General features: G+C 72.1%; 22 protein-coding genes. 11 read left to right on the forward strand and 11 right to left on the reverse strand.

Annotated elements, in window-relative coordinates; translation table 11 throughout:
• Positions 1-32 precede the first annotated feature (32 nt).
• Positions 33-1088 (reverse strand): DMT family transporter, encoded by a 1056-nt coding sequence (locus ACH4F2_RS22510; RefSeq protein ID WP_398134498.1) that lies wholly within the window; start codon positions 1086-1088, stop codon positions 33-35.
• A 74-nt stretch (positions 1089-1162) separates the two neighbouring features.
• Between ACH4F2_RS22510 and ACH4F2_RS22515 the strand changes: the two genes are divergently transcribed.
• A complete protein-coding gene (locus ACH4F2_RS22515) occupies positions 1163-2083 on the forward strand; it encodes a LysR family transcriptional regulator (protein ID WP_398134499.1) in 921 nt (306 codons plus the stop codon).
• A 5-nt stretch (positions 2084-2088) separates the two neighbouring features.
• Here ACH4F2_RS22515 and ACH4F2_RS22520 read toward each other — a convergent pair whose 3' ends face one another.
• From ACH4F2_RS22520 to dacB, 4 genes are all read right to left on the reverse strand, one after another.
• Positions 2089-2556 (reverse strand): pyridoxamine 5'-phosphate oxidase family protein, encoded by a 468-nt coding sequence (locus ACH4F2_RS22520; RefSeq protein ID WP_398134500.1) that lies wholly within the window; start codon positions 2554-2556, stop codon positions 2089-2091.
• Positions 2553-3044 carry a Rieske (2Fe-2S) protein gene (locus ACH4F2_RS22525; RefSeq protein ID WP_398134501.1) on the reverse strand — a complete coding sequence of 164 codons (492 nt, stop codon included), beginning with the start codon at positions 3042-3044 and terminating at the stop codon, positions 2553-2555. Before ACH4F2_RS22525 ends, ACH4F2_RS22520 begins: the two co-directional genes overlap by 4 nt.
• 194 nt (positions 3045-3238) lie before the next feature.
• Positions 3239-4039, reverse strand: a complete 801-nt coding sequence (locus ACH4F2_RS22530; RefSeq protein WP_398134502.1) for a GNAT family N-acetyltransferase — start codon at positions 4037-4039, stop codon at positions 3239-3241.
• Between the two features lie 146 nt (positions 4040-4185).
• Positions 4186-5541, reverse strand: a complete 1356-nt coding sequence (gene dacB, locus ACH4F2_RS22535) for a D-alanyl-D-alanine carboxypeptidase/D-alanyl-D-alanine-endopeptidase (RefSeq protein ID WP_398134503.1) — start codon at positions 5539-5541, stop codon at positions 4186-4188.
• Positions 5542-6130: 589 nt separating this feature from the next.
• Here dacB and ACH4F2_RS22540 point away from each other — a divergent pair.
• Together ACH4F2_RS22540 and ACH4F2_RS22545 are read left to right on the forward strand one after the other, a co-directional pair.
• Positions 6131-6886, forward strand: a complete 756-nt coding sequence (locus ACH4F2_RS22540) for a HipA family kinase (RefSeq protein ID WP_398134504.1) — start codon at positions 6131-6133, stop codon at positions 6884-6886.
• Entirely contained in the window at positions 6883-7266 is a 384-nt protein-coding gene (locus ACH4F2_RS22545) for a DUF3037 domain-containing protein (protein WP_398134505.1), read from the forward strand. Before ACH4F2_RS22540 ends, ACH4F2_RS22545 begins: the two co-directional genes overlap by 4 nt.
• Before the next feature lie 42 nt (positions 7267-7308).
• On the opposite strand, the gene ACH4F2_RS22550 is transcribed toward ACH4F2_RS22545, so the two are convergent.
• The gene (locus ACH4F2_RS22550) at positions 7309-8181 is read right to left on the reverse strand and encodes a hypothetical protein (RefSeq protein ID WP_398134506.1); all 873 of its coding nucleotides are present in this window, start codon (positions 8179-8181) and stop codon (positions 7309-7311) included.
• Positions 8182-8454: 273 nt separating this feature from the next.
• On the opposite strand from ACH4F2_RS22550, the gene fabG reads away from it, so the two are divergent.
• The 5 genes from fabG to ACH4F2_RS22575 all read left to right on the forward strand — a co-directional run bounded on the left by fabG (position 8455) and on the right by ACH4F2_RS22575 (position 13251).
• Positions 8455-9216 (forward strand): 3-oxoacyl-ACP reductase FabG, encoded by a 762-nt coding sequence (fabG, locus tag ACH4F2_RS22555; RefSeq protein ID WP_398134507.1) that lies wholly within the window; start codon positions 8455-8457, stop codon positions 9214-9216.
• Positions 9217-9259: 43 nt separating this feature from the next.
• Positions 9260-10021, forward strand: coding sequence for an SDR family oxidoreductase (locus tag ACH4F2_RS22560; RefSeq protein ID WP_398134508.1), 762 nt, complete (start codon positions 9260-9262; stop codon positions 10019-10021).
• Between the two features lie 209 nt (positions 10022-10230).
• Positions 10231-11817: an ABC transporter substrate-binding protein gene (locus tag ACH4F2_RS22565; RefSeq protein WP_398134509.1), complete on the forward strand. Its 1587-nt coding sequence runs from the start codon at positions 10231-10233 to the stop codon at positions 11815-11817.
• Positions 11818-11900: 83 nt separating this feature from the next.
• Positions 11901-12584, forward strand: coding sequence for a uracil-DNA glycosylase (ung, locus tag ACH4F2_RS22570; RefSeq protein WP_398134510.1), 684 nt, complete (start codon positions 11901-11903; stop codon positions 12582-12584).
• A gap of 124 nt (positions 12585-12708) precedes the next feature.
• Entirely contained in the window at positions 12709-13251 is a 543-nt protein-coding gene (locus ACH4F2_RS22575; protein WP_398134511.1) for a hypothetical protein, read from the forward strand.
• Positions 13252-13298: 47 nt separating this feature from the next.
• On the opposite strand, the gene ACH4F2_RS22580 is transcribed toward ACH4F2_RS22575, so the two are convergent.
• The 3 genes from ACH4F2_RS22580 to ACH4F2_RS22590 form a co-directional block, all read right to left on the reverse strand.
• Positions 13299-13751 (reverse strand): hypothetical protein, encoded by a 453-nt coding sequence (locus tag ACH4F2_RS22580; protein WP_398134512.1) that lies wholly within the window; start codon positions 13749-13751, stop codon positions 13299-13301.
• 151 nt (positions 13752-13902) lie between these two features.
• A complete protein-coding gene (locus ACH4F2_RS22585) occupies positions 13903-14415 on the reverse strand; it encodes a DinB family protein (protein WP_398134513.1) in 513 nt (170 codons plus the stop codon).
• A 43-nt stretch (positions 14416-14458) separates the two neighbouring features.
• On the reverse strand, positions 14459-15067 hold the full coding sequence (locus tag ACH4F2_RS22590) for a TetR/AcrR family transcriptional regulator (RefSeq protein ID WP_398134514.1): 609 nt from the start codon (positions 15065-15067) through the stop codon (positions 14459-14461).
• Between the two features lie 98 nt (positions 15068-15165).
• On the opposite strand from ACH4F2_RS22590, the gene ACH4F2_RS22595 reads away from it, so the two are divergent.
• Positions 15166-16335 (forward strand): FAD-dependent monooxygenase, encoded by a 1170-nt coding sequence (locus tag ACH4F2_RS22595; protein WP_398134515.1) that lies wholly within the window; start codon positions 15166-15168, stop codon positions 16333-16335.
• Positions 16336-16396: 61 nt separating this feature from the next.
• Positions 16397-17302, forward strand: coding sequence for a Gfo/Idh/MocA family protein (locus ACH4F2_RS22600; protein WP_398134516.1), 906 nt, complete (start codon positions 16397-16399; stop codon positions 17300-17302).
• Here the strand turns inward: ACH4F2_RS22600 and lnt are convergent.
• Positions 17226-18800 carry an apolipoprotein N-acyltransferase gene (lnt, locus tag ACH4F2_RS22605; RefSeq protein ID WP_398134517.1) on the reverse strand — a complete coding sequence of 525 codons (1575 nt, stop codon included), beginning with the start codon at positions 18798-18800 and terminating at the stop codon, positions 17226-17228. The genes ACH4F2_RS22600 and lnt overlap by 77 nt on opposite strands.
• A 239-nt stretch (positions 18801-19039) precedes the next feature.
• On the opposite strand from lnt, the gene ACH4F2_RS22610 reads away from it, so the two are divergent.
• A complete protein-coding gene (locus tag ACH4F2_RS22610) occupies positions 19040-19780 on the forward strand; it encodes an SDR family oxidoreductase (protein ID WP_398134653.1) in 741 nt (246 codons plus the stop codon).
• A gap of 45 nt (positions 19781-19825) precedes the next feature.
• On the opposite strand, the gene ACH4F2_RS22615 is transcribed toward ACH4F2_RS22610, so the two are convergent.
• Positions 19826-20005, reverse strand: coding sequence for a hypothetical protein (locus ACH4F2_RS22615; RefSeq protein WP_398134518.1), 180 nt, complete (start codon positions 20003-20005; stop codon positions 19826-19828).
• Between the last annotated feature and the right edge of the window lie 30 nt (positions 20006-20035).

Raw genomic sequence — 20035 nt, forward strand, 5'->3', positions numbered from 1 at the left:
GCCCCGGGGCCGGCTCGGCCGGGGCCGCCCGCCTACGTCGTCGCCTTCTGACGCACGCGCGACCGGTGCGGCGGCTCCGCCGCCGTGTCGTCGGTGGTGATGGCGCCGGTCGTGCCGCCGTCGGCGGTCGTGGCGGCAGTGGCGCCTACGCCGTCCGTGGCGTTCGTGCCGCCCGTGGCGGTCTTCGGCCGCGCCTGTGTCAGCGCCGCCCCCGCGAGGACGATCACCGCGCCGACCGGCGTCGACCAGGACAGCGACTCGCCGAGCAGCGCCACGCCCGCGGCCGTCGCGATGACCGGGGTGAAGTAGGTGACCATCTGGGCCGTCGTCGGGCCGACCTCGGCGACCAGGTCGTACTGGATCAGGAAGGCGAGCCCGGTGCCGAGGACGCCCAGCGCCACGACCGCCAGCAGCGCAAGCGCCGGGAAGCTGCTCGGCACCGAGGTGAAGAGCGGCGTCACGACGGCCAGTTGCAGCGTGGCGAGGAGCAGCTGGGCGCCGGTCAGCGAGAGGTGGGAGTGGCTGGAGCCGGCCAGCGTGCGGCGGACGTAGATCCAGCCGATCGGATAGCTGAGCGAGGCCAGCAGGGCCAGCGCCGTGCCCGTGACGTCCAGGCCGTGGAAGCCCTGCCAGACACCCAGCACCGTCAGGACGCCGAGGAAGCCGATGCCGAGGCCTGCCACCCGCCGCCGCGTCGGCCGGTCCTCGGAGAGGGCGACCAGCGACAGAGCCATGCCCCACAACGGCGAGGTCGCGTTGCAGATGCCCGCGAGCGACGACGGGATCGTCAGCTCCGAGAAGGCGAACAAGGAGAACGGCAGCGCGTTGAGCAGGAACCCGGCGACCGCCAGATGCACCCAGGTCCACGCCCCGCGCGGCAGCCGCTCCCGCTTCACCGCCATCGCCACGGCGACCACCGCCGTACCGAACAGCAGCCGCCCCAGCGTGACCTGGAGCGGGGCGAAACTCTCGGTGCCCACCTTCATGAAGAGGAAGCTGAAACCCCAGACGAGGGAGAGGAGCCCGAAGCGCAGCCGCCAGTCGAAAGCGCGTAGGGACAGGGGGGAGGAGGTGCCACTGCTGCTCATGCAGGCAACGATGACCGAGCCGTTCTCGTAGCACAATCGAGATTTCGCACGGAATATCTCGTAGCATCACTTACATGTTGAACCTGGAGCGCCTGCGCACCCTCGACGCCCTCGCCCGGCACGGTTCGGTGAGCGGCGCCGCCGCCGGCCTGCACATCACCACCTCGGCCGTCTCCCAGCAGATGGCCAAGCTGGAGCGCGAGGCCGGCCAGCAACTGCTGGCGAAGAACGGGCGGGGCGTGCGGCTCACGGACGCGGGGCGGCTGCTCGCCGAGCACGCGGCCCGCATCCTCTCCCAGGTCGAACTGGCCCAGGCCGACCTGGAGGCGCAGCGCGGACAGGTGGCGGGCGAGCTGAGGCTGTCGGCGTTCCCGACGGCCGCTCGCGGTCTCTTCCCCGCGGCACTGGCCGCCCTGCGGGCCGAGCACCCCGCGCTGCGCATCCGCTCCTGCGAGCTGGAGCCGGAGCGCGGCGTCAACGGTGTGGTGCGCGGCGACCTCGACCTGGCCGTCGTACTCGACTGGCACAACAAGCCGATGCCGCTGCCCGACGGCCTGGTCAAGGCGCCGCTCCTGGACGACCCCGCCGACGTGGCCATGCCAGTCGGCCACCGGCTCGCGGGCCGGGACGAGGTGGACCTAGCAGAATTCGCCGAGGACGAGTGGATCACGTGGGGACAGGGCGAGTTCTGCCACGAGTGGCTGATGTCCACGCTCCGCTCGAAGGGCATCGAGCCGATCATCGGCCACCGCGCCGCCGAGACCCACACCCAGCTCGGGCTGGTCGCCGCGGGACTCGGCGTGTGCATCGCCCCGCTGCTCGGACGCCACCCGATGCCCGAGGGGGTCGTCACCGCGCCGCTGAAGCAGCGGATGCGCCGGCACGTGTACGTCGTCTGGCGCGCGGACGCCGACCGCCGCCCGTCGATCAGGGCGGCGGTGGGGGCGTTGCGCACGACGGCGGGGGAGGTGGAGGAAGCGGGGCAGGTGGGGTGAGCCGTTCACGGGGACGCCAGTTTGCGGAAGTCCCAGGAGACGACCTTCTGGGGTGTCAGGCGCAGCCAGGCGTGCCGGCCGTCGTGCGGCATCTCCTCCATACCGAAGTTCTTCCGGGCGAACAGCGTCTCCGGGAAGTCGAGTTCGGCGCACAGCTCGCCGGTGCGCGGCGCCTCGCCCACGCACTCCACCCGGCCGGACAGCTCCGCGCCCCGCAACTCGTCGTACTCCTCGCCGGTGTCGACCACGATCGCCACCCGGGGGTCTCGACGCAGGTCCGCCCAGCGCCGGCTGCGCACGACCGAGTACAACCACATCGAGGAGCCGTCCCAGGCGAACCACAGGGTGCTCACGTGCGGGGCGCCGCCGGCCGAGACCGTGGCGACCCGGCAGGTGCGCTGGGCGGTGAGGAACGCGTCCAGCTCACCGGACGTCATCATGATCTTGCGGCCGCGGCGCTGCGTCCCGGTCATCCGGCCAGCTGGATCGAGTCCCCGCTGACCGTGATCTGCACGGCGGGCAGCGGCTGGCGCGCCGGGCCGCTCTGCACGCTTCCGTCGGTGATCGAGAAGCTGCTGTTGTGGCACGGGCAGTTGATGACACCGTCGGACACGCTCTTCACCGCGCATCCCTGATGGGTGCAGGTGGCGGAGAACGCCTTGAACTCGCCCGCCGCGGGCTGCGTGACCACCACTTTCCGGTCGGCGAAGACCTTCCCGCCGCCCTCGGGAATGTCGGCGGTCGTCGCGAGCGGGGCCTTTGCACCGGCGTCCTCGCCGCCCCCGGAACTGCCGCTGCCCTCCTCGGAGACGCGAGCCGAGGGAGCGGTGCCGGTGTCGTCGGAGGCGTCGTCGTCCGAGCCTCCGCACGCGGTCAGCGCGACGGCGAGCCCCGCCGCTCCGGCCGCCGCCACGACGGTACGACGGGCCGGTCCTGCGGGGTGAAACGATGCGCTGGTCATGCTGGGGTTCCCTTCCGGGGTGGATGCGTGATGATCTGCCGAGAGGTACGGACCCGGGACACATGCTGTTCAGACCGTGCCGAGATGCTGTCGTGCCGACGGTCGGGCGGGCGTAAAACACGGCTGTCGTTTCGCTGTCGACGGGGCCCCGCCCCTCGCGGCGGCCGTACATCGGCCCCGCCGCCGGCTGGAGCTCAGTCGCGCAGCCCGTAGAAGCGGATCGGCGAGTTCGGGCGGAAACCGATGCGCGGGTACACGGGTGCCCCGGCCTCCGTCGCGTGCAGGGTGGCACGGGTCAGCCCGGTGGCCCGCGCGCCCTCGTGCAGTGCCATCCTCGTGACGGCTTCGCCGTAGCCCCGGCGCTGCCACTGGGGGTCCGTGGCGACGAGCGCGACGAAGAGGCGGCCCTCGGCCGCGACCGCTCCGGCGCAGGTGACCGGGACGCCGTTGCGCAGGCCGAGATAGGCGTGCACGTCGTTCTTCCAGAGTACGGAGCCGGCGAGCCCGTCGCGGCCCTCGTCCAGGCCGAAGCCGTAGGCGCGCGAGTTGAGATCCGCGTAGGCGGTCAGCTGGTCGTCGGAGCGGACGCGTACGAACGTCAGGTCGGGGTGGACCGGTTCGGGGACGGGAAGCAGGTCTCCGGCCATGCCGGTGCCGGGGAAGGCGAGCCGGAGCCCCGCCTGCCCGGCCGCGTCGTCCAGGACCTCCCGCGCCCCGTCGTCCAGGAGATCCTCGAAGAGCCAGAGGAAACCGGGACGCCGCTTGTCGCGCATGATGTCCGCGGCCCGGTCCAGGCGCCGTGCCACGAGGGCGGCGTCGGCCTTCACGTCGGTCAGCGTGACGCAGTTCCAGAACGCGAAACGGCAGTCCGCCCAGCGGACGGCGATGCCCGGAAGGTCACGTACGTCGGCTTCCGGGGCACGGTCGAGGACCATGGTCCGCCAGACCGTGGCGAGTTGCTCCACCGATTCGATCGAGTCCGCGAGATCTTTCACCGAAACTCCTCAGACAGTCGCGTGCGCTGTATGCCGTCGGAAGGGTCAACGAGCGGGAGGGGCCGGGAGGTTCACCCGTCCGCGCGCCGCCGGTGGGCGGCGCGCGGACGGACCGTGATGTGCGATGTGTCAGACGCGGTGGCCGGTCAGGCCCAGCAGCCGTTCACGGTGGCGGCGAGGCCGTCCATGGCGTCCTTGATGTCGCTCGGGGCCGCCGACGAGTTGTTCTCGATGAAGGAGAAGATCCTCCACTCGCCGTCCTCGGTCCGCGTGACACCGCTCAGGGCGATGGCCCCGGTGAGCGTGCCGGTCTTCGCGTGCACCTTGCCGACAGCGCACTGGGAGTTGGCGTCGTCGAAGCGTCCCCATTCCGGGCCGAGGCTGGAACCGGCCTCGCCGGCGACCGGCAGACCGTCCAGGATCGAGCTGAGGGCGGGGGACTCCGTGATCGCGTCGAGGAGCTGCGCGAGGGTCGCGGCCGGGATGCGGTCGGCGCGGGAGAGGCCGCTGCCGTCGTACATCTCGAAGTTGTCGAGGGAGATCCCGTACGAGCTCAGCACCTGGCGGACGAGCTGGGTGCCGCCCTCGAAGGTGGCCGGCTTCCCCAGTTCCACGGCGGACATCCGCAGCAGGGTCTCGGCGATGTTGTTGTCGCTCGTCTTGAGCATCTGCTTGACGATGGCCGACAGCGGCGCCGACTTGTGCTGCGCCACCGGTACGTCGGACCGCTTCGCCGCCGAGCGGCTGACGTCGCCTTCGACGGTGATGCCCTGCGCGGCGAGCTTCTTCGCGAAGACGTTGCCGGCGTCGATGGTCGTGTCGGCGACGGCGGCGCCGTCGACGACGAGGGAACGGACCGGCGTGACCTCGGTGGGGTAGTAGCCCTCGTTCCAGCCCTTGGCGAGGCTCGGGTCGGCGAACAGGCTGTCGTCCACGCGGACCTTGACGTCGGTCAGGCCCGCGGCCTTGAGCCCGTCCGCGGCCGTCCTGGCCAGCTCGGCGACGTCGTCGCCGGTGAGCGTGCGGTCACCGCCGCCGACGAGGGTGAGGGTGCCGTCGCCGTACACGACCTTCGTGGTGAACTCGTGGTTCGCGCCGAGCAGTGTCAGGGCGGTGGTCGCCGTGGCGAGCTTGGCGTTGGAGGCCGGCATGAGGGTGGTGGAGCCGTTGTGGTCCCACAGGGCGGTGTCCGAGTCGGCGTCGAGGACCACGCCACTGACGTCGGAGCCCAGGCGCTGGTCGGCGACGCGCTCGTTGAGGTTCTTGACCAACTGCGCGTCGTCGGCGGCCAGGTCGTCGGCCGAGATGCCCTGCGCCGTCGCGGTGGTGCCGCCGGCGGCGAAGGCCGAGGTACCGGCCAGCGTGGCGGAGGCCACCGGCACGGCCATCGCGAGCACGAGGGCCCGTCGCGCGCCGATGCGGCTCACTCTGGCCCTGCGGTGCCGACGGCGCCCGCCCGGGGCGAAAGTGTTGGTGGGGGTTTCGTCTGGCGTACCAGTCATAAAGTGAAATCCAAGGATCGATTACTTCGTTCTGTGGGGGTTGAACGGTGGGCACGCTACCAGTCGTCATGTAAACGGCTGGGACGGCAATTGATTGGATGTGAACGGCTCGCGAAGATCCATGACCGTTCTGTGACGGGTGGGGCCTGCAGGCCCGGGGGCGGGCGTTTGTGGCGGGCTGTCGCGGTGGTTCCTGACGGCAAGTGAATTACCGGAAAACTCTCCGCGCGTCTTCGTGAAGGGGCCCCCTTTCGGTGTCGTACGGGCAATTCTCCTGCCCTTTCGTGCGACGGGAAGGGGCTTTCGGGTAATCAATGCCGAGCCGAAGGGAGAAGGAGGCCGTGCCGGGCACACGTACGACTCGATCGTGCTGGAGGAGGAAGGGCCCCGTCGTGACGTCGGTGCACGCTCGCGCACTCCTCGTCGGTGATCACCCTCGGTTACTATGTTCACTTCATGCCCCAGGCCGGGGGCAGCAGGCGATCGGCCGTTGACGCGTTGCCGAGGAGACAGGGGAACCGGGCCCCGGTCGAACCTCCCCCGATCTCCCTTTGCTTCGCAAGACTGAAGAGACGAGTGACCCAGGAAGATGTTGAAAGAGGTCGTCGCGACCCGCTACATCACGCCGTTGCGCGAGGGCGGTTCGCTGCCGGGACTCGTCGAGGCCGACGACCTCGGGACGTACGTCCTGAAGTTCACCGGCGCGGGGCAGGGCCGCAAGACGCTCGTCGCCGAGGTGGTCTGCGGCGAACTCGCCCGCCGGCTGGGTTTCCGGGTGCCGCGCCTTGTGACGGTCGGCCTCGACCCGGTGCTCGGGCTCGGTGAACCCGACCAGCAGGTGCAGGAACTGCTCAAGGCGAGCGGCGGCGCCAACCTCGGCATGGGCTTCCTCTCCGGCGCGCTCGGCTTCGACCCGCTCGCCTTCGAGGTGAGCCCCGAGGAGGCGGGTCGGATCGTCTGGTTCGACGCGCTGGTGAACAACGTCGACCGGTCCTGGCGCAATCCCAACCTGCTGCGATGGCGGGGCGAGGTGTGGCTCATCGACCACGGCGCGACCATGATCTGGCACCACAACTGGCCGGGCGCCGAGGCCTCAGCCGCCCGGCCGTACGACGCCTCCGACCACGCTCTGGCGCGCTTCGCGCCGGACGTCCGCTCCGCCGCCGCCGCGCTCGCGCCCCTGGTCACCGAGGAACTCCTCGCCGAGGTCACCGCCGAGATCCCGGACGTCTGGCTGCTGGACGAACCTGGCTTCGACACGCCCGACGACCTCCGGCGCGCCTACGCCCGGCCACTGCTCGCGAGGGCCGCCACGATCCACGAACGCGTCCAGGGGGACCGGTGAGCGACCGCCACGTCTTCGAGTACGCGCTGCTGCGCGTCGTGCCCCGCGTCGAGCGCGGGGAGTGCGTCAACGCCGGGGTGCTCGTGTACTGCCGGGGGAAGTCCTACGTGGGTGCGCGCACCCACCTCGACGAGACCAGGCTGCTGGCCCTCGACCCGGAGGTGGACCTGCCCGGCGTGCGCGCCGCACTGCGTGCCGTCGAGGGGGTGTGCACCGGCGGGGACGCGGCCGGTCAGGCGGCCGGCGACGACCCCGGCCGCCGCTTCCGCTGGCTGATCGCCCCCCGCTCCACGATCGTCCAGCCCGGCCCCGTCCACACCGGTCTCACGGCCGACCCGGCGGCCGAGGCCGAACGGCTCCTCGACCTGCTGGTGCGGTAGGGCCTGACCGGCCGACCGGGTGTGCGTCGGGCGCGATCCGCCTCAGACGCGTCGGCGGCGTCTGATCACGTAGCCCGCGGCGAGTGCGGCGCCGGTCACGAAGCTCAGGCCGATGCCGATGTCCCAGTCGCTCGGCCCGGAGCCCGACGCGCCGCCCAGACCGCCCTGCGTGCCGAGCGTCGGCGTCACGGTGGGGGTGGTCGTGGGTGCCGGGGCCGGCGTCGTGCCGGCCGGAGGCGGCGAGGAGGTGGCAGAGATCGTCGGGAGCTGCGCCCGCCGCGGCGGCGCCGCGCCTGCCGCACCGTCGTCCGCGCCGTCGTCCGCCTCCCGAAACCCACCGAACCCGCCCTGGTCGCCTCGGTCGCCTCGGTCGCCCCGGCCGAAGTACCCCTGGTCGAAATACTCTTGATCGGAAAACCCCTGGTCGAATCGCCCCTGGCCCAGTTGTCCCTGGTCGAATCGCCCCTGTTCGGGCCCTCCCTGTTCGGGCCCTTCCTGTTCGCGCCCTCCCTGATCGGGCCCTTCCTGTTCGCGCCCTCCCTGATCGGGCCCTTCCTGTTCGCGCCCTCCCTGTTCGGGCCCTTCCTGTTCGCGCCCTCCCTGATCGGGGCGTTCCTGCTCCGGGCGTTCCTGATCGGGTCGGCCTTCGTCGGATTGTTGCTGGTCCCGTCCGCCCTCGATGAGTGGGCCCTCGTCGAGTCGGCCCTCGTCGCGTGGGTATTCCTGGAGTGCCTCCGGGCAGAGCGGGTCCGGGTCGCCCGAATCGCTGTCCAGTCCGGCCTGGACCGTTTCCTGGTAGGTGAAGCTCCGGCAGTCCAGGTCCGAGTCCAGGTCCTGGGCATGTGCGGGGATGGCCAGCGGCACGATCGCGGCGATCGCGACGGCTATGCCTGCTGCACCGGTGTGACGGCGCATGGACGCCTCCTTTCCGGCCACGAGTGGCTCGCGCTTCGACGCTAGGGGCCCGAGGGCCCCGCGGCCCGCAGCGGTGGGCCGATCGGGCGAGCGGAGCGGGAGCGTCGCCTCCGGGAGCCCAGGTAATGGATCACACCGGACCGGTGTCCCGTTGACACCGGGTGCCAGGGCTTCTAGCGTCACGTCTGCGGAAGGTACTAAGCGGTCGCTCACCCAAGAGGGTGGCGCGACGCTCCGCACGGGCCGCATCCCCAGGACGAGGAGAAGCAGCAGATGTCCACCACTGAGCAGCGGGTCGCCGTAGTCACCGGAGCCGCGCGCGGCATCGGTGCCGCCACCGCAGTACGACTGGCCGCCGAGGGCCGTGCCGTCGCCGTCATCGACCTCGACGAGACGGCCTGCAAGGACACCGTCGAGAAGATCACCACGGTCGGCGGCAAGGCGATCGCGGTCGGCTGCGACGTCTCCGACGAGGCGCAGGTCGAGGCGGCCGTGGCGCGGATCGCCGAAGAGCTGGGCGCGCCGGTGATCCTCGTCAACAACGCGGGCGTGCTGCGCGACAACCTGCTGTTCAAGATGAGCGTCTCCGACTGGGACACCGTCATGAACGTGCACCTGCGCGGCGCCTTCCTGATGTCGAAGGCCTGCCAGAAGCACATGGTGGACGCCGGCTTCGGCCGTATCGTCAACCTGTCCTCCTCCTCCGCGCTCGGCAACCGCGGGCAGGTCAACTACTCCGCCGCCAAGGCCGGACTGCAGGGCTTCACCAAGACCCTCGCCAAGGAGCTCGGCAAGTTCGGCGTCACCGCCAACTCCGTCGCCCCCGGCTTCATCGCCACCGAGATGACCAAGGCCACCGCCGACCGCGTCGGCATGGGCTTCGACGACTTCAAGGCCGCCGCCGCCACCCAGATCCCGGTGGCGCGCGTCGGCGAGCCCGACGACATCGCCAACGCCATCGCCTTCTTCACCGGCGAAGCCGCCGGTTTCGTCTCCGGCCAGGTGCTGTACGTGGCCGGCGGACCGCTCGACTAGGGCACGCGGAGACTAGGGAACACTGGGACTAGGGACCACTGACATGACTGAACTCCCCGGACTCTCCGGCAAGGTCGCGCTCGTCACGGGCGCCAGCCGCGGTATCGGCTACGGCGTCGCCGAGGCGCTCGTCGCGCGCGGCGACCGGGTCTGCATCACCGGCCGCAACGAGGACGCGCTGAAGGAGGCCGTCGACAAGCTCGGCTCCGACCGGGTCATCGGCGTCGCCGGCAAGGCGCACGACGAGGCCCATCAGGCCGTCGCCGTCGAGCGCACGATGGAGGCCTTCGGCCGCGTCGACTTCCTGGTCAACAACGCCGGTACCAACCCGGTGTTCGGACCGATCGCCGATCTCGACCTGAACGTCGCGCGCAAGGTCTTCGAGACCAACGTGATCTCGGCGCTCGGCTTCGCCCAGCGCACCTGGCACGCCTGGCAGAAGGACAACGGCGGGGCGATCGTCAACATCGCCTCCGTCGCGGGTCTTTCGCCCTCTCCCTTCATCGCCGCGTACGGCGTCAGCAAGGCCGCGCTGATCAACCTCACCGCGCAGCTGGCCCACGAGTTCGCGCCCGGGGTGCGGGTCAACGCGATCGCCCCGGCGGTCGTGAAGACCAAGTTCGCCGCCGCCCTGTACGAGGGCCGCGAGGAGGAGGCCGCCGCGGGCTACCCGCTGGGCCGGCTCGGCGTGCCCTCCGACATCGGGGGCGCCGCCGCGTTCCTCACCTCGGAGCAGTCCGCCTGGGTCACCGGTCAGACGCTCGTGGTCGACGGTGGCATCTTCCTGAACGCCGGCGTGGCCTGATCCCGGCCACCGCCGACCTTCGAGAACGAACCCGGACACGAGCGCCGTCGACGCGAAACGGCGCCCGTGTCCGCGTTTCGAGACCGTGGGGAGATGACAACGTAGTCATCGCCGAATGATCAAAACCCCTGTTCAGGAGGGGGTTCAGGTGGCGTGGCGCTGCGGTATGGTCTGCCGACCCTTGGTACGGCGGATCGAGGAGCGTGCGCGTGTTCAACCGGAACCGAGGCCTGCGGCGGGTGGCGGCCATCGTGTCCATATCGTCGCTGGTCACCGGATGCGGCATTCTGTCGTCCGACAGTTCCGAGGACGAAGGGCCGATCGTCGTGGGGACGACCAGCGCCCCCAGCACTCTCGATCCGGCCGCCTCCTGGGACGGTTCGTGGGAGCTGTTCCGCAACATCTACCAGACGCTGCTCAGCTACCCCAACGGTGCGACCGCGCCCGAGCCCGACGCCGCCGAGGAGTGCGCGTTCACCGACTCCACGAACCGGGTGTACCGCTGTGAACTGCGCGAGGGCCTGACCTTCTCCAACGGGGACCGGCTGGACGCGCGGGCCGTCAAGCACTCGATCGACCGGATCAAGGACATCAACGTCAACGGCGGTCCCGCCGGTCTGCTCGGCAGCCTGGAACGGGTCCAGGCGCCGAGCGAGCGGGAAGTGGTCTTCCACCTCAACAAGCCCGACGCCACCTTCCCGTTCGTGCTCGCCACGCCCGCCATGTCGATCGTCGAGCCCGGCGGCTACCCGGCCGACGCCCTGCGCGAGGACGGCAAGGTCGTCGGCTCCGGGCCGTACACACTCGAGTCGTACCAGGAGGGCGACCGGGCCGAACTCGTCCGCAACGACCGCTACAAGGGCTTCGCCGACCGGCGCAACGACGCGGTGACCGTCCGCTACTTCAAGGACTCCGCCGGCATGGTGAAGGCGCTGCGCGACGGGCAGGTCCACGTCACCTACCGCGGTCTCGCGGCAGACGACGTCATCACGCTGCAGGGCAGGGCCGCCAAGGACGAGGACCTCCAGTTGGTCGAGGGCAGCGGTACGGAGATCCGTTACCTCGTCTTCAACCCCGAGGACCCGTGGGCGGGCCGGAAGGAAGTGCGCCAGGCCCTCGCCCAGGTGATCGACCGGGCGGCCATCGCCCACAAGATCTACCAGGACACCGTCGATCCGCTGTACTCGATGGTCCCCAAGGGCCTGACCGGCCACACCACGGGCTTCTTCGACGACTACGGTGACCCCAGCGTCCCCAAGGCCCGCGAGATCCTCACCGACGCCGGCATCACCGAGCCCGTGCCGCTCACCCTCTGGTACACCAGCGACCGCTACGGCTCCGAGACGGCGCATGAGTTCAAGGAGATCGAGCGCCAGCTCGAGGCCTCCGGCCTGTTCACGGTCACCCTCGAGAGCCGCCCGTGGAAGACGTACGTCGCGGGCTACCAGGAGGGCGAGTACCCGGTGTTCGGCCGCGGCTGGTCCCCCGACTTCCCGGACGCGGAGAACTTCATCGCACCCTTCGTCGGCAAGCAGAACGCGCTCGGCACGCCCTACCCCGCACCGGAGATCACCGGCGAGCTGCTGCCGCGCTCACGCCAGGAGAGCGACCGCGCCAACGTGGAGAAGGAGTTCGAGCGGGCCCAGCAGATCCTCGTGGACGACGCGCGGCTGCTGCCGCTGTGGCAGGGCAAGCAGTACGTGGCCGTCAGCACGGACATCTCGGGCGCGGAGCGGGCCATGGACCCCTCGACGATCATGATGATGTGGCAGCTGTACCGGAAGACGAGCTGGTAGGCGCTGTCCGGCGCTCCGGTTGTCAGTGCTCGCCGGTAGGTTCTTCAGGACTGGAAGCGACCGCACAGCGTAAGGAAGTTGACGTGACCGACATCGCCATGCTGCCCGAGTCCTGGCGCGAGGTGCTGGGCGGCGAACTGCAGAAGCCCTACTTCAAGGAGCTGACGGAGTTCGTCGAGGAGGAGCGGGCGAACGGCCCCGTCTACCCCCCGCGCGAGGAGGTCTTCGCGGCGCTGGAGGCCACACCGTACGACCAGGTGAAGGTGCTGGTCCTCGGGCAGGACCCGTACCACGGCGAGGGCCAGGGGCACGGGCTGTGCTTCTCCGTCCGGCCCGGCGTGAAGGTGCCGCCGTCCCTGCGGAACATCTACAAGGAGATGCACGCGGAGCTGGACACCCCGATCCCGGACAACGGCTATCTGATGCCGTGGGCGAAGCAGGGCGTCCTGCTGCTCAACGCGGTGCTCACGGTCCGGGCCGGCGAGGCGAACTCGCACAAGGCCCGGGGCTGGGAGCTGTTCACCGACGCGGTGATCCGCGCGGTGGCCGGCCGGGCCGACCCGGCGGTGTTCGTGCTGTGGGGCAATTACGCGCAGAAGAAGCTGCCGCTGATCGACGAGACGCGGCACGTGGTCGTCAAGGGCGCGCACCCCTCGCCGCTGTCGGCGAAGAAGTTCTTCGGCTCCCGCCCGTTCACGCAGATCAACGAGGCGGTCGCGGGGCAGGGCCACGAGCCGATCGACTGGACCATTCCCGACCTGGGCTGACCCCCGAACGCGGGCCGGACCGCCCAGAGGCCGGCCCGCGCGCGTCACGGACAGCCTGACGGGGAATTCCGTTATGTGCCGTTAGCGTCGTCGGAGACAGCCGACGACGGGCACGGAGGACGCGGTGGCCAACGGACAGGAGCACGCGGCGCCGGACGCCGTGCTGACGCGGATCGGGCAGGTCGTCATGTTGCATCACGCGGGCGACCGTGAGGAGGCCCGGCACCGCTTCCTCGGCCTGTGGGCGGAGCTCGGCGAGCACGGCGATCCGCTCCACCGCTGCACCCTGGCCCACTATCTGGCCGACACCCAGGACGACCCGGGGGACGAACTGGCCTGGGATCTGCGGGCGCTCTCCGCCGCCGAGGAACTGACGGAGGACCGGCTCACCGGCCGGCGCCGCGGCACGCTCGCCGCGCGTGCCCTCTACCCCTCGCTGCACCTGAACCTGGCCGCCGACTACGACCGGCTCGGCCATCGCGAGGCCGCCCGCGTCCACCTGCGGCGCGCCCGCGGCGCGGCCGAGGTTCTCGCCTCCGACCGCTACGGCGATGGCGTGCGCGCGGCGATCGACCGGCTGGAGCGACGACTGGACGAGGACGGGCCCACGCCCGACGGGCCCGACCGGCCCGGCGGGCGGTGGGGACCACCGCGGCAGCGGCCGTAGCCCGCCCCCGCCGCCGGGGCAGGTGTCCGGACTCGTCGTGGGGGGACTCAGCGGCCGTACGCCTGTTCGCAGATGACCGTTTCGGGGTTGCCCAGCCCCCAGCCGCCGTACTGCTTGCCGAGGGAGCACACGTCCGCGTTCCCGCCGGCCGACCGCGCGACGTCGGGGACCTGGAGACGAGGTCGCTCGGACCCGTGCGCGCGCTCCGGTGCCTTGGAACGGTCGGGCAGCGGCTGCTGTTCGGGGTGGGGGCGGGCGGCCGGCGGCTTCCGCTGCGGCGGGAGGGGCGGGCGTGCCGTGCGGCGCGGTTCGCCGGAGGCGCGGCCGGGGGGCCGGGAGGGGCCGATCATCTCCAGCGCCTCACGGGCCGGGGCCTGTACGACCCGCGGCTCGGCCGGGCCCTCCGGGCGCGGCGCCAAGGAGTGGGCGCCCGCTGCCGACGGGTCGGCCGCGGGCGGGCCCTGGACCGTCGTACAGCCGGTCAGGGCCGAGACAGCCACGGTCACGAGAAGCGTTGCGGTGGTCGTCGTTCGATGCACCCGCGCCACTCTGCTGGGTCGGGCCCCGTCCCGGGCGCCGGACAAGCGGAGGTTGCCCCGCACGGGTGATCTCCGGCCCCGTACGGAGGCTCCGGGGCCGTCGAAGGTGACGTCAGTCGCCCGTGGCGCCGTCGAGGCGTTCGCGGAGCAGGTCGGCGTGCCCGTTGTGGCGGGCGTACTCCTCGATCATGTGGGTGTGGATCCAGCGCAGGGTGTACCGCTCACCGGTGCGCCGGTGCCTGCCACGGGTCGGTTCGTCGAGGGGGATGCCGGCCGCGTTGCGCCTGGCCGCCTCGATCTCGGCCTGCCAGGTGGCGTGGGCCTCCTGCCAGGTGTCCGCCTCGGTCACACGGAAGTCGCCGTCCGGGTCCTCGTCGCTGTAGTAGATCGGGTCCGCGTCCTCGTCCGCCAGCACCCTGCGGTACCAGCTGCGCTCCACCTCGGCCATGTGGCGCACCAGCCCCATCAGGGACAACGTGGACGGTGCCACGGAGGCGGTCCTGAGCTGGGCATCGGTGAGACCCTCGCACTTGCGCGCGAGGGTCTGCCGGTGGTACTCCACCCAGCCCTCCAGCATGGCGCGTTCGTCGGCGTCGGCGGCGGGTTCGCGGCGTTCGTTCGTCATGGCGGCATCCTCGCCGACGGAGGCCTCCGCCCACCAGGCGGTTTCAGCCGCCGAGCATGCCGTCCAGCATCTCGCGCAGTCCCGCCCGCACTTCATCGAGGCTCGGCGCCTCCGCGTGGAAGGACCCGGCCACGCAGCTGAACATCAGCCCGTCAGCCCAGGCGACCAGCGACAGCACGTGTCGGGCGGGGTCGGCCGAGCCCATCGCCGTGACGATGGTGCCGAGTTGCTCCCGGAAGCGGGCACCCGCCGCGTCGAAGTGCGCCCGCAGCTCGGGGCGGCGCGTGGCCTCCAGGGCCAGTTCGTACCGGGCCAGCGTCAGCTCGCGGTTGCGGGTCAGGGCGCGGTGCGTCGCCAGTGCGAGCGCGTCCACCACGGCATCCAGGCCCTGGCGCGGGTCGGGCGTCTCGTGCAGCCCCAGCACCCGTGCCTCCCGGTCGGCCAGGCGCCGCACCGCCAGTTCGAGGAGCGCCTGTCGGGTCCGCGCGAGGTTGGACGTGGAGCCCTGGGGAAGCCCGGCCGCCTCGTCGACCGCCCGGTGCGTGAGCCCGCGCATCCCGCGCTCGGCGAGCAGAGCGAGGGAGGTGTCGGCGACGAGGTCGGCCCGGGAGGCGCGGGCGGGGGGCACGGGGGAGGCGGTGCGTGCGGACATGGAGATCAACCTACCTCGTTCACTACGGCTGTAGTACAGTCGAGGCGACAAGTCGCACTACATCTGTAGTGGGCGGGTGGCGAGTCCCAGGAGGAGTCATGGCACGGACACAGCGGGCCGTCGTGATCGGCGGCGGCATCGGCGGCCTGACCGCGGCGGCGGCCCTGCACCGCCGCGGTACGCGGGTCACCGTCCTGGAACGCGCCCCCTCCCTCCAGCCGATCGGCGCGGCCATCTCCCTGTCGCCCAACGCCCTGCGCGCCCTGGACGTCATCGGCCTCGGCGACGAGATCCGCGACCTCGCCGCCTGGCAGGGTGACGGAGGACTGCGCACCCCCGGCGGACGCTGGCTCTCCCGGTCCAGCGCCGAGGCGGCGGCGGCACGCTTCGGCGGTCCGCTGGTGCTGCTGCACCGGGCCGCCCTCATCGACCGGCTGGCCGCGCGACTGCCCTCCGACGCCGTCCGCACGGCCACCGAGGCGACGCTCGCCGACCCCGGCGACCGCGACCGGCCGGCCAGGGTGCGCACCCCCGACGGCGAGCTGGAGGCCGACCTGGTCGTCGCGGCCGACGGCATCCGCTCCGCCGTACGCGGCACGCTGTTCCCGCACCACCCCGGCCCCGTCTACTCCGGCTTCACCACCTGGCGGGTGGTGATCCCGGTACCCGGCGCCGAGTTCGCCTCGCACGAGACCTGGGGCCGGGGCCGCATCTGGGGCACGCACCCGCTGGGGGACGGCCGGGTCTACGCCTACGCCGCCGCCGTCACCCCGGCGGGCGGACACGCGGCCGACGAGAAGGCCGAGCTGCTGCACCGGTACGGCGACTGGCACGACCCGATCCCCGCCGTCCTCGCCGCCGCCCGCCCCGAGGACGTCCTGCGCCACGACGTCCACCACATCGCCGAGCCCCTGCCCGCCCACCACCAGGGCCGGACCGCCCTCATCGGGGACGCCGCGCACGCCATGCCGCCGACCCTCGGCCAGGGCGGCAACCAGGCCATCGAGGACGCGATCGTGCTCGCCCACCACCACGACGACCTCGCCGCCTACACCGCCGAGCGCCTGCCGCGTACGACCGCCGTCGTCCGCCGGGCCGTCAGGGTCGCCGGGCTCAACCTGATGACCAACCGCGCCCAGATCGCCGTACGCGACACCGTGATCGGCGCGCTGTCCAAGGCCGGTCCCGCCCTCTTCCTGCGCGGCTTCGACGGCATCGCCGACTGGCGGCCCCCGGGGGAGCCCCTCCCGCTCGAGCGAAGCCGATAGTGGGGGACGCCGTATGCTTCCCGGCAGACCCAGGTCGGCGAGCGACAGAGGAGCACACCCCGTGAAGGTCGGCGTCATCGGACTCGGCGATATCGCGCAGAAGGCCTATCTGCCGGTGCTCGCCACCCTGCCCGGGGTCGAACTGCACCTGCAGACCCGCACCCCGGCGACGCTCATCCGCGTCGCCGACGGACTGCGCCTCGCGGACGGGCAGCGCCACGCCGACCTCGGCTCGCTCCTCGCCGAGGGCCTCGACGCCGCCTTCGTGCACGCGCCGACGGCCGTCCACCCGGAGATCGTGACCCGCCTGCTGGAAGCCGGCGTCCCGACCTACGTCGACAAGCCGCTCGCCTACGAACTCGCCGACTCCCAGCGGCTGGTGGCCCTCGCCGAGGAACGGAACACCGGCCTCGCCGTCGGCTTCAACCGGCGCCACGCCCCCGGGTACGCGCAGTGCGCCGAGCACCCGCGTGAGCTGATCCTCATGCAGAAGAACCGCATAGGCCTGCCCGAGGAACCGCGCACGATGATCCTCGACGACTTCATCCACGTCGTCGACACGCTGCGCTTCCTGGCGCCCGGCACGGTCGACGACGTGACCGTCCGCGCCCGCGTTCAGGACGGCCTGCTCCACCACGTCGTGCTCCAGCTCGCCGGGGACGGCTTCACCGCGCTCGGCGTCATGAACCGGCTCAGCGGCTCGGCGGAGGAGATCCTCGAGGTCTCGGGCCAGGACACCAAGCGCCAGGTGGTCAACCTCGCCGAGGTGATCGACCACAAGGGCCAGCCGACCGTGCGGCGCCGGGGCGACTGGGTGCCGGTGGCCCGCCAGCGCGGCATCGAGCAGGCGGTGCTCGCCTTCCTCGACGCCGTGCGCGCCGGCAAGGTGCTCAGTGCCCGGGACGCGCTCGAGACCCATGAGCTGTGCGAGCGGGTGGTGCGGGAGGTGGCGGAGCGCTCCGCCTGAGCCGCACCGCCCGTACGCCCTCGGTGGCGGCCCAGGCCGCGAGGACCAGCAGCGCCGCGTGCACCGCCCAGTCGCCGAAGCGGACGTACGGGGTGCTGCCGTGCGTGACCGGGACCTCGTACACCCGCGACGCGCTCGCGTCGGTGCCGAGCCACGACCCGATCCGTGCGCCGTTCGCGTCGTGGACGGCGGAGACGCCGGTCAGCGTCGCGTGCACCATCGGGCGGCCGGTCTCGGCGGCACGCAGCGCGGCGAGCGAGGCGTGCTGCTCGGGTGCCCAGGTGTGCTGGAAGGTCGACGTCGACGACTGGGCCAGCAGCACCTCGGCGCCGTCGGCGGCGAGCCGGCGGCTCATGTCGGGAAACGCGCTCTCGAAGCACACCATCGGCCCGATCCGCAGCCCGTCCCCGACGTCCATCACGACCTGCTCGGTGCCGCGCCGGCGGTCCTCGCCCGCCGCCTCGCCGACGGAGGTCGCCCAGCCGAGCAGCGAGCGGGCCGGGACGTACTCCCCGAACGGGACGAGCCGCATCTTGTCGTACCGGTCGCCGGATGGACCGCCGGGGCCGACGAGCACCGAGCTCTTGTAGATGCCCGGCTTGTCGGAGCGCCGCGCGTCCACGTTGACCAGGATGTCCGCGCCCGTCTCCCGCGACAGCGCCGCGAGCCGACGCGCCAGGTCGGGCCGGTCGTCCAGGTCGAAGCCGACGCTGCTCTCGCCCCAGACGATCAGGTCGAGGCCGCGGTCGGCAAGCCGGCGGGTCAGCTCCTCCTCGCGGTCGAAGCGCCGGTCGGCGCTGTCCCGGCCGGTGACGATGCCGGGCTGCACCACGGCGATCGCGACCCGCTCGTCGGCATCGGGGCGCGGCGACCAGACCCAGGCCGCGGAGGTCGCCGCGGCGGTGGCGACGAGCCCGGCCAGGGCGGGCACCCGGGCCCGGCGGACGGCGACGAGCACGGCGACGGCGACGTTGACGGCCACCACCAGGAAGCTCAGCAGCCACACCCCGCCCACCGAGGCGAGCCGCAGCGCCGGCGCGACCTGCCACTGACTCGCGCCGAGCACGCCCCAGGGGCCGCCGAGCCCCTCCCAGGAGCGGACCAGTTCCACCGCCAGCCAGCCCGACGGCAGCACCACGAGCGCGGCCGCCGCCCGGCCGGCCGAGGGCGCCCCGCCCAGCAGCCGGCGCACCAGCCAGCCCCACGGCACCCACAGGGCGCCGAGCAGCGCGGCGACGACGAACGTGAACACGTGCAGGTTGGGCAGCAGCCAGTGGTGCATGGCCAGCATGAACCCGAATCCGCCGCACCACCCGTCGTACGCCGCCCGCTTTCCGGTCGGCGCCGCTCGGGCCAGCAGCAGCCAGGGCACCAGCGCGACCCAGGCCCACCACCACAGGGCCGGACCCGGAAAGGCGAGCACGGGCAGCGCGCCGACGACCGTGGCGGCCCCCGAGCGCCGCCACGGGGAGGCGAGCCAGCGGTCGAGCGTCTTCATAGGCGCCTCCCTACCCCGTGGTCCCTTCAGTGTGCGCTCTCGGCGAGGGCGGATTCAGTCGATCACACCGGACGTCCCCCGCGGGGGAGGCCGCCAGGTGGTTCACGGGCAGGTCGTCGGAGCCTGGGCGGGTGGAGGAATCTCCCCTAGGATGATCGATGATCGATCAAATGCTCGGCTGTTCGATCGGTCTTTCCCTCTTCTTCCCGTCTTCTCGCTGGTTCTCGCTGGAGGTACTCATGGAGCGTCCCGTCACGGTGGTCACCGGTGGCAGCCGGGGAATCGGCTCGGCGGCCTGTCTGCGGCTCGCGGCGGACGGACACGACGTCGCCGTGGGCTATGTGCGGGACTCGGCGGCCGCGGACGCGGTCGTGGCGGGAGTGCGCGAGGCGGGGGGCCGCGGGGTCGCGGTGCGGGTGGACACGTCGGTGGAGGCCGACGTCGACCGGCTCTTCGAGGTGGCGGAGGAGCGGCTCGGCCCGGTGACGGGGCTGGTGAACAACGCGGCGGTGACCGGCCCGCTGGGGCGGCTCGCCGACAGCGACACCGCCGACCTGCGCCGGGTCCTCGACGTCAACCTGCTGGGCGTGCTGCTGTGCGCCCGGCGTGCCGCGCGGCTCATGACCGTGCGGGGGAGCGGCGTGATCGTCAACGTGTCCTCGGGGGCCGCGACCATCGGCAGCCCGGGGGAGTACGTCCACTACGCCGCGAGCAAGGCGGGCGTCGACGCCCTGACCCTGGGGCTGGCCAAGGAGCTCGGGCCGGACGGCGTCCGCGTCAACGGCGTGGCGCCCGGGGTCGTGGACACCGAGATGCACGCGGCGATGGGCGACCCCGAGCGGGCGCGGCGGATGGGGTCGGCCGTTCCGCTGGGCCGCGCCGGCCGGGCGGAGGAGATCGCCGCGGCGATCGCCTGGCTGATGTCACCGGACGCGTCGTACACGACGGGGACGGTGCTGCGAGTGGCGGGCGGGCGCTGACGCCGGGACGGTGCCGGGTGGCCGGCCGACGCCGGCGCCCGGCCGTCAGGCCGCCTCGATGACCTCGCCGCGGATCGCGGTCGCCCACTCGACCACCAGCAACTCGTACTCCACACGCTCCTGAGCCGACAGGGACCCGCCCGCGCGCCGCCACAGGGCACGAATCTTGTCGTTCAGCTCCGCGGCGGACCGCGCGGAACCAGGAGTCACGGATTCGGGGGACATGCGGACAAGCCTAGGGGCAAGCACTGACAG

The organism is Streptomyces sp. NPDC017890 (assembly GCF_044328675.1).
Lineage (GTDB): Bacteria > Actinomycetota > Actinomycetes > Streptomycetales > Streptomycetaceae > Streptomyces.